At 68.5% G+C, this 13,229-nt stretch carries 11 protein-coding genes; 1 reads left to right on the top strand and 10 read right to left on the bottom strand.

Features of this window, described 5'->3' with window-relative positions; translation table 11 throughout:
* Positions 1-15 precede the first annotated feature (15 nt).
* Genes ACK2SD_RS04785 through ACK2SD_RS04740 form a run of 10 tightly spaced genes read right to left on the bottom strand, consistent with a single transcriptional unit; the run spans position 16 to position 11,973 of the window.
* The gene (locus tag ACK2SD_RS04785; protein WP_412461494.1) at positions 16-846 is read right to left on the bottom strand and encodes an outer membrane lipoprotein-sorting protein; all 831 of its coding nucleotides are present in this window, start codon (positions 844-846) and stop codon (positions 16-18) included.
* Positions 847-878: 32 nt separating this feature from the next.
* The gene (locus tag ACK2SD_RS04780; protein ID WP_412461493.1) at positions 879-2,156 is read right to left on the bottom strand and encodes a hypothetical protein; all 1,278 of its coding nucleotides are present in this window, start codon (positions 2,154-2,156) and stop codon (positions 879-881) included.
* Between the two features lie 2 nt (positions 2,157-2,158).
* Positions 2,159-2,920: an SDR family NAD(P)-dependent oxidoreductase gene (locus tag ACK2SD_RS04775; RefSeq protein WP_295481154.1), complete on the bottom strand. Its 762-nt coding sequence runs from the start codon at positions 2,918-2,920 to the stop codon at positions 2,159-2,161.
* The gene (locus tag ACK2SD_RS04770) at positions 2,917-3,654 is read right to left on the bottom strand and encodes a 3-oxoacyl-ACP reductase family protein (protein ID WP_412461492.1); all 738 of its coding nucleotides are present in this window, start codon (positions 3,652-3,654) and stop codon (positions 2,917-2,919) included. The genes ACK2SD_RS04775 and ACK2SD_RS04770 overlap by 4 nt, the downstream gene beginning before the upstream one ends.
* 10 nt (positions 3,655-3,664) lie before the next feature.
* A complete protein-coding gene (locus tag ACK2SD_RS04765) occupies positions 3,665-6,535 on the bottom strand; it encodes an aminotransferase class III-fold pyridoxal phosphate-dependent enzyme (RefSeq protein ID WP_412461491.1) in 2,871 nt (956 codons plus the stop codon).
* Positions 6,536-6,570: 35 nt separating this feature from the next.
* Positions 6,571-7,773: a beta-ketoacyl synthase N-terminal-like domain-containing protein gene (locus ACK2SD_RS04760; protein ID WP_412461490.1), complete on the bottom strand. Its 1,203-nt coding sequence runs from the start codon at positions 7,771-7,773 to the stop codon at positions 6,571-6,573.
* Positions 7,770-9,068 (bottom strand): beta-ketoacyl-[acyl-carrier-protein] synthase family protein, encoded by a 1,299-nt coding sequence (locus ACK2SD_RS04755; RefSeq protein ID WP_412461489.1) that lies wholly within the window; start codon positions 9,066-9,068, stop codon positions 7,770-7,772. The genes ACK2SD_RS04760 and ACK2SD_RS04755 overlap by 4 nt, the downstream gene beginning before the upstream one ends.
* Positions 9,065-10,117: a beta-ketoacyl synthase gene (locus ACK2SD_RS04750; RefSeq protein WP_412461488.1), complete on the bottom strand. Its 1,053-nt coding sequence runs from the start codon at positions 10,115-10,117 to the stop codon at positions 9,065-9,067. Before ACK2SD_RS04750 ends, ACK2SD_RS04755 begins: the two co-directional genes overlap by 4 nt.
* Before the next feature lie 2 nt (positions 10,118-10,119).
* Positions 10,120-11,394, bottom strand: a complete 1,275-nt coding sequence (locus ACK2SD_RS04745) for a beta-ketoacyl-[acyl-carrier-protein] synthase family protein (protein ID WP_412461487.1) — start codon at positions 11,392-11,394, stop codon at positions 10,120-10,122.
* 9 nt (positions 11,395-11,403) lie between these two features.
* Positions 11,404-11,973 (bottom strand): acyl carrier protein, encoded by a 570-nt coding sequence (locus tag ACK2SD_RS04740; protein WP_412461486.1) that lies wholly within the window; start codon positions 11,971-11,973, stop codon positions 11,404-11,406.
* A 215-nt stretch (positions 11,974-12,188) separates the two neighbouring features.
* Here ACK2SD_RS04740 and ACK2SD_RS04735 point away from each other — a divergent pair, with 215 nt between their 5' ends.
* On the top strand, positions 12,189-13,154 hold the full coding sequence (locus tag ACK2SD_RS04735) for a 2-hydroxyacid dehydrogenase (RefSeq protein ID WP_412461485.1): 966 nt from the start codon (positions 12,189-12,191) through the stop codon (positions 13,152-13,154).
* Positions 13,155-13,229 lie beyond the last annotated feature (75 nt).

The following is a 13,229-nucleotide window of genomic DNA, read 5'->3' as shown; positions in this document are numbered from 1 at the left end:
GACGGCTGCCCAGGCTCATCGTGCCGACACCCGGAAGTCAGGTGTGTCGCCGGCCTTCAAGCCGCGGCGGATCGAGGTCTGAGTGAACAGCCGGTCGTCGAGCTCGACGTTGTACTGCAGCTTGTTGAAGCGCAGTTGCGAGCGGGTGCCGTTGACCAGGTGCTGCACCTCGCTGAGCAGGATACTGTCCACCCCGTCGATGGTCTCGACTTTGCGCGTGTACAGTTGCTTGGTCATCACCCCGCGCACATCGAAGTAGTCCTGGCGCATCACCAGGTGATTCTGCTTGTCGATCCACACTTGCAGGCGGTCGTAACCGGTCTTGGCCAGCACCTGCTCGGACGCCGGACGGCGTTCGATCACATAGCACTCGCGGCCTTCGATGACCTCCTCGCCGACCAGCGTCTGGCGGTAATCGTCGACGCGGATCTTGTCGAGATCGGCGTAGGAGAAATCGCCGCCCATGAACGAGCCGCGCTTGTCGGTGGTGGAGATCCGGCGGGTCTGGCGGCTGACCGGCAGGTACATCCACTGGCTGTCTTCCAGGCCCAGCGCCTCGCGCGGGTTTTCGATGTGGAAGGCGACATCGCGTACATCGCTCGGGCTTTCGAAGTGCATGGTGAATTTGTCGCTGTCGGCATAATCCTTTTGCAGGTAGGCGAACTCGCGCACGCGCGTATTGCCCTGCTTGTCCACCAGGATCAGCGATACCTGGGACATGAAGCTCTTGCCGTCGTCCCGGTCGCGGGCCTGGCGCAGGATGTCGTCGGCGCTGGGCGCGGCCAGGGCGCCGGTGCTGGTCAGCAGCGCAGCGGCCAGGGTGAAGCCTTTGATCGAAGGCAGCATGGGGAAGTCCTTTTGAGTGTGGTCGAGAAGGGTCAGAACAGGTAGCCGGCCGACAGGCGCAGTTGGTCGCGTTCGTCGTACTCGCCGAACGCGCGGTCGCGGCGACCGGTGAACACGTCGATCTCCAGGCCGAGCTTCAGCCAGTCGACCGGTTTGTAGGTGAAGATGCCCTGCAGCAGCAGGTCGTCGCCGGCCGGCGGCGACATCGCCAGCACCAGCCGGGTCTTGAGCCGGTCCTGGAAGTGGTTGCCCTCCCCGGACAGGGTGAACAGGTGCTCGCGCTTGTCCTGCAGCATGCCCGGCCGCCAGTCGGTCAGTTGCTGCTCCTGCCACTGTGCGGAGATCAGCCAGTTGCGCCACAGGTAATCGACCCCGAGCAAGGCCTTGACCATGGGGCTGCGGTCGCTGCCATAGACACGCTCCGGGTTGCTCACGCGCCAGTCATCGAACCAGGCCAGTTCGCTGCGGACCACCACGCTGTGCCCGGCGTCGTAGGCCAAGCCCGCGCCGTACAGGGTGTAGCGCGGGAACTGGCGCTGCACGGCCAGCCGGCCGTCGTCGCTGAGTCCGCGCACAGCATACACCGGGTCCTGCTGACGGGCGTTGAGCAGCACGGCGGTCAGGTCGAAGCGACCTACCCGACCGTTGGCGGAAAAGCCGTAGCCAAAACCCTGGTCGTGGTCGTAGCCGGGTTTGGACACCACGTCGAACACCGCAGGATCGGGACGCGCGAACAACGGTGCGTCGAACTCGCTGCCGGCGGCCGGCGGCTTGTTCTTGACGAAGGTCGGCAGCCACAGGGCCTCCAGCTCCCACTCGCCCAGCGGCTGGGTAAAACGCACCATCGGCACGGCGATGCGACTGTCTTCCAGCAGCGCGGTCAGGCCTTCGCGGTAGTCCACCGGGTTGACCTGATCGAGCACGCGCAATTCGTCGGCGCGGCCCCACACCACCTGCTGCCAGCCCAGGGTCAGCTCGCCCTCGCCGACGTAGTAACCCAGGTAGAGCTGGCGCCAGTCGGCGGTGAAGCGGTAATCGTCGGCCGCTTCGCGACTGTAGGGATTGTCATGCTCATAGCGCAGGTCGTAGCGCACCCGGCCACTGGCCTTGTAGTAACCGCCGTCCCAGCTGTCGTCCAGCGCGGCCTTGAAGTACACCTGCTGCTGGGTGACCTGGTCGTCGCCATGCAGGCGCACGGCGCTGGCCACGCCGACTTCGGCCTGGGCATGCTGCGGCAACAGATCGGCCAGGGCCGGACAGGCGGGCGCCAGGGCCGCCAACGCCAACAGCGCGCGTGCAGTGCTGTGCATGCCTACATCCCCAACCCGACGCCGCCGTCGAGCATCAGGCTCTGGGCGGTGAGGCCCGCCGCCTGCTCGCTGGCCAGGTACTGGACCATGCCCGCCACTTCGCTGGCCGCGATGAAGCGTCGCAGCGGCAGCTTCTTGCGGGCGTTGCGCAGGATCTCGCGCTCGCTGATCCCGGCGATGCGCGCCTGCACCGCCAGCTCGCCGCGCAGCATCGGCGTGTCGATCCAGGCCGGCAGGATCGCGTTGACGGTGATGCGCCGTGGCGCCAGGTCCAGCGCCAGGGCTTTGGTCAGGCCGATGATGCCGTGCTTGGAGGCGCAGTACGCGGTATTGCGCACCTTGCCGGCGCGACCGAGGATCGAGGCCATGTTGACGATGCGACCGCCATCGGCCAGCAACGGCAGGCACAACGAAGTGACCTGGAAGGTCCCGTGCAGGTTGACGTCGATCACCCGCCGCCAGTTGTCCAGGTCCTCGGGCTCGTTTTCGGTGCAGATGCCGGCGCTGTTGACCAGCACGTCCACCTGCGCCAGGCGCCGGGACAGGTCGTCGAACAGCCCCTGCACCTGGGGCAGGCTGGCGATGTCGCAGGCCTGGGTCTCGACCTCGGCCTGCCAGTTGCGCGAGGCCAGGGCCTGGTGCAAGCCAGCCGGGTCGAGGTCGACCAGCACCAAGTGGTTACCAGGGGCGTCGAAGGCCTCGGCCACGGCCAGGCCGATGCCCTTGGCGGCACCGGTGATCAGCAGCGTACGCGGTGCGCTCATGGCATCTTCATCCCGCCGTTGACCGCCAGCACTTCACCGGTCAGGTAACTGCCCTGCTCGGCCAGGAACAGCACCGCGGCGGCAATCTCTTCGGGCCGTGCACAGCGCTTGACCAGCAGCCGGGCATGGATCTGCTCGGCGTGGGCCTGCATCAGCGCCTCGCTCATCTCGGTCTCGACCAGGCCGGGCGCCACGGCGTTGACGCGGATGTTGCGCGGCGCCAGTTCCACCGCCAGGGCGCGGGTCAGGGCCTCGACCCCGCCCTTGGCCGCAGCGTAGTTGGCCTGGCCACGGCCAGGCTTCTGCGCCGCTACCGAACTGATGTTGACGATGCAGCCACGCCGCTGACGCATCATCTCGGGAATGACCTGCTGACAGCACAGCAGGGTGCCGACCAGGTTGGTCTGGATCACCTCATGGATGTCTTCCAGAGCTTGCGTGGCAAGCAGGCCATCGCGGGTGATGCCGGCGTTGTTGACCAGCAGGTCTATGTGCCCGAGCCAGGCCTGGGCCTCGGCGAAGAATCCGGCGACGCTCTGCGCGTCGCGCACATCGCAGTGCAGCGCCAGGGCCTCGGTGCCGCGTTCGCGGGCCTGGGCGCACACCGCTTCGGCGGCCTCGCGGCCGCGCACGTAGCTCAGTGCGACCCGATAGCCGGCCTCGGCCAAGGCCAGCACCAGCGCCTTGCCAATGCCCCGGCTGCCACCGGTGACCACGGCAGTCTTGTATTCCATCTGTGGCTCCTTACAGGGAATTGTCGGTCTTGAACTGCGCCAGGCCGAAGCCGTGCAGGCGCGCCAGGGCACGGATCTGCTGCACCTGCTCGCGGCTGATGTCGCCATAGGAATAGTGCTGGCGCATGCCGCACAGCCCCATCAACACCGACTCGGCCATGCAGGCATACAACTGCCCGGCCTTGAGGTAGGCGCGCACGTTTTCGTCCAGGCCATCGCCGAGCGGGGTCTGCACGATGCCGCCGTGCATGTACAGCACGTCCGGGCGTTCGCGGGTCAGGTTCTGATCGACATTGAGCGGCACGGCGATGTCGCAGATCACGCTGCGCTCGGCGAAGTGGCTGGCGTCCAGGAACGCCTGCGGGGCATTGGCCGCGCACAGCACGATGCGCGCCTCGCGCAGGCAGGCCAGGTCGTTGCTGACCTGGATCCAGGCCTCGGCGCCCAGGCGCGCGTCGACCCACTGCTGGATGACCTTGCCCAGGTCGTTGCGCCCGACGTGGCTGTCGAGCAGCGCGCCGAAGCCATCCAGGGCCTGCAGGCGCCGGGCCAGGCGGTCCTGGTCGGTGCGGCCCTTGAGGATCGAGCGCGCGGCGTCGGCATAGATCAGCTGTGCGGTCTTCTCCAGGCGCCGCAGCGAGCCGTCGCGGCCGCTGCCGATGAGGATCAGCCGATCGACCGATTCGGACAGCAGCGAAGCGTAGGTCGAGGCGATGTTGCCGGCCGCACCGATCACGGCGGCAGTCTGCCCGGCCAGATCGATGCCCTGTTGCTGGCAGGCCTGCTCGATGGCTTCCAGGCCCATGCCGATGGTCAGGGCGTTGCCGGAGGTCAGCGCCATGTCGGCGATCTGCAGCGCCTGGCAGTTGTGGGTGACGATCGAGGTGTACATGCCCAGCCCGGCCACCTGATGGCCATCGGCACGGGCGTCGAGGATGCGGTTACCCACCTCGTCGCGAATCACGTCCAGCTCGCCGCTGGCGATGTAGGCCGCCATGTCGTTGGAGTCCATGCATAGTGGGTAGAGGGTGAACTCCACCGCCATGCCCAGGCGCGAGCGAATCAGCACCGGACCCAGTGGCACCACGCGGCGTTCCGGGCGCGTGCGGCGAATGAAGTCGCGCTTCTGCGCGGGGCTGAGCAGCGCCAGCGACGGGTCGGCCTCGCTCAGGGCATCGGCGTCGATCAAATGGTTGATGAACGCCACCTTGGCCACTACCGGCACATGCGGGTCATTGCGCAGGCCCAGCGCCTGGACGCGGAAGGCGGTGTCGCGCGGCGCCACCTGATCGATGCTGTCGGCGCACACACCGGCCGCCAGCGGCAGGGCATCGCCGCGCTGCAGCAGGTCGCAGACCTTGCCCATGGCCAGCAGCAAGGCGTCCATTTCGGCCTGGGTGACGCACACCGGCGGCTCCAGGCGCAGCACGTTGGAGTTGCTGCCCGAGGGCGCCACGCGCACGCCTTCGAATTGCAGCAGGTAGCCGGCGATCAGGTAGCCCAGCGCATCGTTGTACTGGGCCGAGGCCTGCACCAGCGAGGCATGCTGCGCCACCGGGTGCAGCTCGATGCCCAGCAGCAACCCGCGCCCGCGCACATCGGCGATCACCTGCGGGTAGGCGGCCTGCAACTCCTGCAAGCCACGCTTGAGGTACTGCCCCTTGTCGCGTACCTGGCGCAGCACTGCCTGGTCGTCGACGAACAGGCGCTTCAGGGCGCTGCGGGCGATCTCGCAGGAGGCGTCGTCCTCGGCGAAGGTGGAACTGTGGATGTAGCTGAATTCGCTTTCGTAGTGACTGGCGCGGATCACCGTGGCGGCGATCTTCATCAGGCCGCCACCGAGGGCCTTGGACAGGCAGTAGTAGTCGCCCTGCAGGTTGAAGTGCGTGCAGCCGAGCAAGGTGCCGGTGCGGCCGAAACCCGATTGCACTTCGTCGAGGATCAACGGGCACTGCTGCTCGTTGCACAGCTTGCGCAGGCCGCGATAGAACGCCTCGGCGTGCTCGCGAATGCCACCCTCGCCCTGGATCGGCTCCAGCAACACGGCGGTCAGGGCGCTGAAGGCGTGCCGTTGCAGGTGCAGGGCGTGGCCGTCCCAGTGCACGCCCAACCAGTGCCGGGCATGCCGCTCGGCCAGGGCGGGCAACTGCTCGGGATGCTGCGGATCGGCGAACTCCACCTGCAGGCCGAAGCGCGCGAACGGCTGGCGGTACTGCTTGCCGTAGGTCAGTTGCACGGTGTTGACCAGCTTGCCGTGGAAGCTGCCACGCACGGCGACGAACACCGGCTCCACGTGCAACTGCGCGAGGTTGTACTGACGCACCGCCTCGACCACCTGGCGCACGGTGACCTTGAGCAGGGTGTCAGGCAGCAGCCCGGTGGGCAGCGCCAGGCTGTCGCGCTCCAGCTCGCGGTAGGCGCCCGCTTGGTCGAGCACCTGGCTCAGGGCGAAATCGAGCGCATCGAACTGCGCCTGCATACGCTTCTGCCGACTGAACTCGGCGTGCTTGACGGCGATTTCCACCGACTCCGCGCCGCTGTTGGAGAAGGTCGAGAGGTAGCGCTCGTCGGTGCCCAATTCACGGTTGAACGCCTCGCTCAGTTCACGGCCCAGCTCGCCGGCCGCACTGCGCACGGACAACTGGGCGTTGAATGGCACACCGCCGCGCATCAGGTCGCACAACTGCTCGACGAACTGTGGGTCGTTGTGGCCGAACAGCGCCGCGCCGTAGCCGCCGAGAAAGTCGCTGACCGCCACCTCCCGGCCCTGCGTGTCGGTGTAGAACAACTGGCTGCCGGCGGCGCGCTCGAAGGCACGGTCCAGGCCCAACGCCTGGAGCAGCTCGACGTACTTGGGCCGGACGAAATCACGGTAGTGCATGGGGAAGATCCTTCTTGAGAATGGCAATTCGTGGCTCACGGCAGTCCGGCGTCGCTGCGTTGCAACAGGCAGGCACTGCTGAATCCATTGGCGTCGCGGCCGACCACCAGTGCCGCGTCGAGGGCGGCGATACGCACCTGGTCACGCACCAGTGCAGGGGTGTCGAGCACCGCTGCATGCAGCCCGGCAATCGGCGGCACTTCGCCTTCGAGCAGGGCCTGGCGCGCCAACAGCACGTCAGCGAACAAGGGCGCGGCCGCCAGCAGGCCGGTGACCGGCAGGGCGCTGGTGACATGCTCGGCGCCGCAGTCCAGCAGGCGCTGCAACAGCGCGCGGTCGAGCGCCGGACGCCCGCTGCCGCTGCTGACGGCCAGCGCCAGCGGACGATCCGGCAGGTTCAGCCGCGCCAGCTCGGCATGACTGCCCAGCGGCTGCACCTGCACGCAAGGCCCGGCGATGTCCTGGTGACGGCGCAGCACCAGGGCCACCGCCCCTTCGCCGGCGATTCCGCCACGGCTGTGGCGGTCGTATGGCAGCACCTGCGCCGCGCCCTCGGCACTGATCGTGCCTTCGCGCACCAGGTCGGCCAGGGCCAGCGGATCGCAATCGCTGCCCGCGCCGACCAGCAGGGCGACGTCGATGCGACCGGCGTGCAGCGCGGCGCAAGCCTCCTGCAACGCGGCCTGGTTACCGGCCACGCCCTGCATGAAGGCGTTGCCCTCGCAGTACAGCTTCATGTCCAGGCTCAGCACCCCAAGCAGGACGCTGTTCAGGCTCTTGATCACCACGAACGGATCGACCGCGCGCTCCTGCATCACCTGCCGGGTCAACTCGCGCAGGTCGGCCACGCCGTCGCGGCGACAGGCCTGCAGCACCGCGCCGTAGGACGCCATCGAAGGATGGGTATAACCGCCCTGACAGGCGTACAGGCCATAGCGCAAGCCATCGTCACCGGGCGCCAGTTCGCTCTCGGCCAGGGCCTCGCGCAACGCGGCCGCGCCCCAGAACAGCGCTGGCGTGCAGTAGCGCTGCAAGTTGCGCGCAATGGCCGTGCGCGCGCGCCCATCGTCGGCCTCCGGCACCTGGGCGAATGCCGTCACCCGCTCGCTGCGCAGCAGCGCCGAGCGCAGCGGGCCGACACAGGCGCGCGCCTCACAGGCAGCGGCCCAAAAGGCCGGCACCCCCGTGCCGCTGGCCAGCACTGCACCGGCACCGGTCACTGCGATGCCCCCGCTCATCGACCCGTCTCCCGGTACTTGCCCACCACCAGCGAGGTGTTCAGGCCACCGAAACCGAAGGAATTGCTCAGCGCCACGTCGACCTGTCGCGACACCGCGCGGTGCGGGGTGTAGTCCAGGTCGCAACGCTCGTCGGCGGCGTCGAGATTGAGCGTGGGCGGCACCCGGTCGTCACGACACGACAGCGCCGTGGCGATCAGCTCGGGGGCGCCGGCGGCCGCGATCAGGTGGCCGAATTGCGACTTGTTGGCGGTCACTGCCAGACAGCGGTAGTGCTCATCGACAGCGAACACCTGCTTGATCGCCTCGGACTCGGTGGCGTCGTTCAGCGGCGTGGAGGTGCCGTGGGCATTGATCAGGTCGATGCGCCCAGGGGCCAGGCCGGCATCGTCGAGCGCCGCCTGCATCGCCAGGACCGCGCCGCGCCCCTCAGGATCGGGCGCGGTGACCTTGTAGCCGTCCAGGCTGCTGCCGTAGCCGAGGATTTCGGCATAGGGCGTGGCGCCACGGGCCAAAGCCCGCTCCAGGCTTTCCAGCACCAGGAAGCCACCGCCCTCGCCCGCCACCAGACCGCTGCGGTGACGCTCGAAGGGCCTGCACAGCCGTTCGCCCCAGCGCTGCTCGCTGCTGGCGGCGCCCAGCAGGTACAGCGCGCCGAGGGTGTCCAGGCTCAACACCGAGTCGGCGCCACCGGCCAGTGCCACCTCGGCCTCGCCGCGGCGGATCAGGCGAAAGGCGTTGCCGATGGCCTGGGACGCCCCGGCGCAGGCGCTGCTGATGTTGACCACCGGGCCTTCGAGGCCGAGGTCGTCGGCAATCACGCGGGCCAGGCGATCGTTGCCCTGGCGCAGCGAGCCGCACGGGTTCACCTGGGCTTGGCGCGCCATCAGGTGGCGCCAGTGCGCGCCCTCACCGGCCGCGCGCCCGTCGCACAACAGCATGTCGGCCAAGTCGTGCTGCGGGGCCCCGGAGGCGCAGAACAACGCCGCGTCGCGCCAGTCGCCCGCCCCCAGACCACTGTCGCGCACCGCTTGGCTGGCCGCCAGCCAGCCCAGCCGACTGCGCCGCTCCAAGGCCATCGACCAGGCCGGGTGAGCCGCCAGCTCGAGGGGCAGCGCATCCAGATCCACCGGTGCGGCATAGCGCACCGGGAAGCTGCCTGGCTCGACGCCTTCAGGCTGCCAGGCGCGGATGCAGTGCTCGCCGTCGAGCATGCGCTGCCACAGCGATTGCCAGTCGAAGCCGAATCCGGTCACCGCGCCCATGCCGGTGATGACCACCCGTTTACCGTTCATGCCACCTCCTTGTGCGGGGCGACCAGCAGCACCGCGCCCCAGTGTCCAGCCCGGCTGCGTTCGAGCAGCAGGGTGTGATCCGCCGTACCGCCGCTGCGTTGGCGGTACAGCGCCAGCGCCGCCTCGCCGAGCGGTTGCGCCGCGCCCAGGTCGCCGACCAGACCGGCGATGCCATCGACCAGGCGCACGTCGGCACCGAGCCATTGGCGGATCAGGCTGTCGTGCGGATCGACCACCACGCGGCCGATGTCGCCCAGCGTCAGGCGCTCGGCGCGCAGGGCCTGGTCGATGACCCGTTGCCCCACCTGCAGGGCACGCGCCGGATCGCGGCTGTAGCCCCGACCGATACCGGCGATGCGCAGGCTGTCGGCGTCGCCCTGGCAATCGAGCAGCAGGGCCGCCGCGCCCTCGCCGTGGACACGCGGCGTCAGGTCGGTTTCGCGCAGGTACAGCGCCGGGGTGATGTTGGGACTGCTGCCGACCACCAGCGCGGCGTCGCCCTGGCCTTCGCTGAGTTGGCTGCACGCCTCGGCCAGGGCATCGATGCCGGCATTGGCCTGGGAGCAGAAGCCGCCCATCGCGCCGCGAATGCCCAGGCCCTGGGCCAGGTAGGCCATGACGCTGCTGTTGAGCAGGGTCAGCGCGTGCATCGGCGGGGTGTGGGCCATGAACTGTTCGAGCAGGCGCTGGGGCTGGTCGATGATCGCTTCGACGGCGTCCCAACTGGTGCTGGGACCGTCGACCTCCGGGATCGCGGCGGTCAGTACCCGCCGTGCCGCAGGCACCTGCAGCGCCTCGAGCGCCTCGGCCAAGGCGTCGGCGCAGTGCAGGATGCGCAGCCCCTGGGGCTCCAGGCCACGGCTGATGCGGCGGTCGAAAACCTTGCTGGCCAGGGTGATCGGCGCCAGCACATGGCCAAGCCGGTTCGGGTCGAACGCCAGCGGTTGCGCCACAGGCGCCGGACCGAGCAGGTCGGCGCAGTGGTCGCCGGCCGCACTGATCAGCGCCGCAGCCCGCAGGTAGACGGGGCGGTTCTTGCAAGGGTGCATGGTCAGGCCCTCCCGAGGACCAGGGAACTGTTGATGCCACCGAACCCGAAGGAGGTGGACAAGGCGTGATCGATCGCCTGGTGACGGACGTGGGTGACCACGTCCAGATGGGGAAACTCGGAGCCTTCGGCCTGGTAGTTGAGCGTGGGCAAGACGATCCCGCGCTCGATCGACATGAGCGTCAGCACCGCCTCCAGGGCGCCGCTGGCGGCCAGCGAGTGGCCGAGCGCGGACTTGCTGGCGGTGATGCTCACCTGCCCCAGGGCCGCACCGAACACCCGCTCCAGGGCCAGGGCCTCGCAGCTGTCGTTGCTCGGGGTCGAGGTGCCGTGGACGTTGACATGCCCGATGCTGGCCAGCGGCACGCCGGCGTCGTCGATGGCCGCCTGCATGCACTGGGCATAGCGGCTGCCGTCGCGGCTGCTGGAGGTGATCTTCTGCGCTTCGCAGGCGTTGGCGTAGCCCAGCACCCGGCCGCGCACCCGCGCCTGGCGACGCCGTGCATGGTCGGCGGACTCCAGCACCAGCAGCGCGGCGCCCTCGCTCATCACGAAGCCGCAGCGGTCCTTCATGAAGGGCCGGCTCTGGGTCGCGGCGGGCCAGTCGCCGCGTGGGCACAGCGCGCCGAGGCCATTGAAGCTGTAGCAGGAGATCTGCGTGGCCATCAGCTCACTGGCGCCGCACAGGGCCAGGTCGATCTCGCCGCGAGCGATGGTCCGATAGGCACTGCCGATGGCGGTGGTGCCAGCGGCGCAGGCATCGGCCAGGGTCGCGACGCGTTCACGTACCTGCAGCAAGGCCGCCAGGTGAGCGGTCTGCTGATCGACGCGGCGGGCGAAGGCCGGTTCATGCGCGTCGGCGTCATCGAGCAGCGCGTCGAGATCGACGCAGGCCTGCTCGTCCATGCAGCGACTCAACGCCTGCAGCTCGCTGCCGGAGGCGCAGAACTTGTTGCAGCCCAGGAACAGGCCGCTGGCCGTACGGGCGAAGGCCTGGCGCGTCAGTCCGGCATCCTCCAGCACCTGGTCGGCCAGGTACTCCACCAACCGCGACTGCGCAGGCAAGTGGCGGGCCGCCGGCACGGCCGCGTCGATGCGCTGCCATTGGCCGTCGTCCAGATAGCCCGCCGCCGGATTGGCAAAGCCCAACTGCTCGAAGCGCGGGTGCCGGCGCAGGCTCGACTGACCGTCGGCCAAGCGCGCGAACAAGCTTTCGGCATCCATCGCCATGGGGGCGACCAGCGCCATGCCAGTCACCACTACGTCCTGTCCCGACATTCCTGGCTCCTAGGCTTGTGCCGGTGCACGCGCCGCCACGAAACGCTCGACCAGCAGGCGCGAGACGCTGTCGCCGTCCAGCGGCGTCAGGCGCGCGCTGCACGCCGCACACACCACCTGCTCGCGCTCGTTCAAGCGTGCTTGATTGGCCGCACATTGTGGGCAGGTGGCAGGCAGGTGATCGAACAGGCCCCGGCACTGCTGCGCCCAGTTGCGCACGGTGGTGCGGGCGAAGATGTCGGCGGGGGTCAGCCCGGCCTTGAGCTGGCCGGGGACATAGGCGCTCAGGCTGCCTTCGAGCAGTTCCACACCGGCCTCGGTGAGGCGGCCCTGGTGCAGGTACGCGCTGGCGTCGCCGCACACGGCGACGGTGTGATCCAGCACGCTGGTCTTGGGCAGGGCGCAACCGTAGCGGCGACCCAGTTGGAAGCTCAGGTCGACGATGTCCAGCGAATCGGCGCCGAGGTCTTCGACGATGCTGCTGTCAGCGTCGATCTCGTCCAGCTCCAACACAAGCAGTTGCGCCAGGATTTCCCGGACGCTCATGATCACCTGTTCCAGTTCCAGTGGATTGTTCATCGTGCCGCTCCTTCGCCTTGAATGCATGCGGTAGCCGCCGGTAAGTGCCGGGGGTTCCCAGTGAGGCCGCGAAGGCTAAACTCTGCCCCTAGGGGGAGAGTCAACGAATGGTTAATAGCAATTTGACATAGATCATTAGGCGGGCTTTTCCGTCATATTTTTGTCACACGAGGCCGCGCCAGCGCGGTCTTGTCTCGTCTTGCACAGGAGTCGCAATGACCGCCAGCCGACACGCCGTTTTTCTCGACCACGACTCGCTCGACCTGGGCGACCTAGACCTCGCCGTCCTGCGCGAATGCTTCGATGAGCTGACCTTGCACGGCTCGACGTCGGCCGATCAGGTGAACGAACGCCTGCGCGGCGCCAGCGTGGTGATCAGCAACAAGGTGCTGCTCGACGCCGAGGTGATGGCTGCCAATCCACAGCTGAAGTTGATTCTCGTGGCCGCCACCGGCACCAACAACGTCGACCTCGCGGCGGCACGCGCCCAGGGCATCACCGTGTGCAACTGCCAGGGCTACGGCACGCCGTCGGTGGCCCAGCACGCCCTGGCGCTGTTGCTGGCCCTGGCGACTCGCTTGTGCGATTACCACCGGGCGGTGCAGGACGGCGCCTGGGCCAAGGCCAGCCAGTTCTGCCTACTGGATTTCCCCATCGTCGAATTGCAGGGCAAGACCCTCGGCCTGCTCGGCCATGGCGAGCTGGGTGGCGCCGTGGCCAAGCTGGCCGAAGCGTTCGGCATGCGCGTGCTCAGCGGGCAGATTCCCGGACGCCCGGCGCGCGCCGAGCGCCTGGCACTGGACGAACTGCTGCCGCAGGTCGACGCCCTGACCCTGCATTGCCCGCTGAACGAGCAGACCCGCCATATGCTCGGCGCCCGCGAATTGGCATTGCTCAAGCCGGGGGCGCTGGTGGTCAATACCGCACGTGGCGGGTTGATCGACGAGCAGGCGCTGGCCGACGCGCTGCGCAACGGGCATCTGGGCGGCGCGGCGACCGATGTGCTTAGCGTGGAACCGCCGGTGCACGGCAATCCGCTGCTGGCAGCGGACATCCCGCGCTTGATCGTCACCCCGCACAGCGCCTGGGGCGCGGTGGAGTCACGCCAGCGCATCGTCGGGCAACTGGCCGAGAACGCCCAGGCGTTCTTCACGGGACAGCCACGACGGGTGGTGGGTTGACGGGGCCGGTAGCAACGGCCATGCACGGCTCCGGTTGTTGCGCCAATGGCCGCGGCGAGGCTGAACACCTGGGAG

Origin of the sequence: Pseudomonas sp. SC11 (assembly GCF_047039205.1) — a bacterium.
Lineage (GTDB): Bacteria > Pseudomonadota > Gammaproteobacteria > Pseudomonadales > Pseudomonadaceae > Aquipseudomonas > Aquipseudomonas boreofloridensis.
Note: the sequence above shows the minus strand (reverse complement) of the source record. Positions and strands in the feature narration are given on the sequence as shown.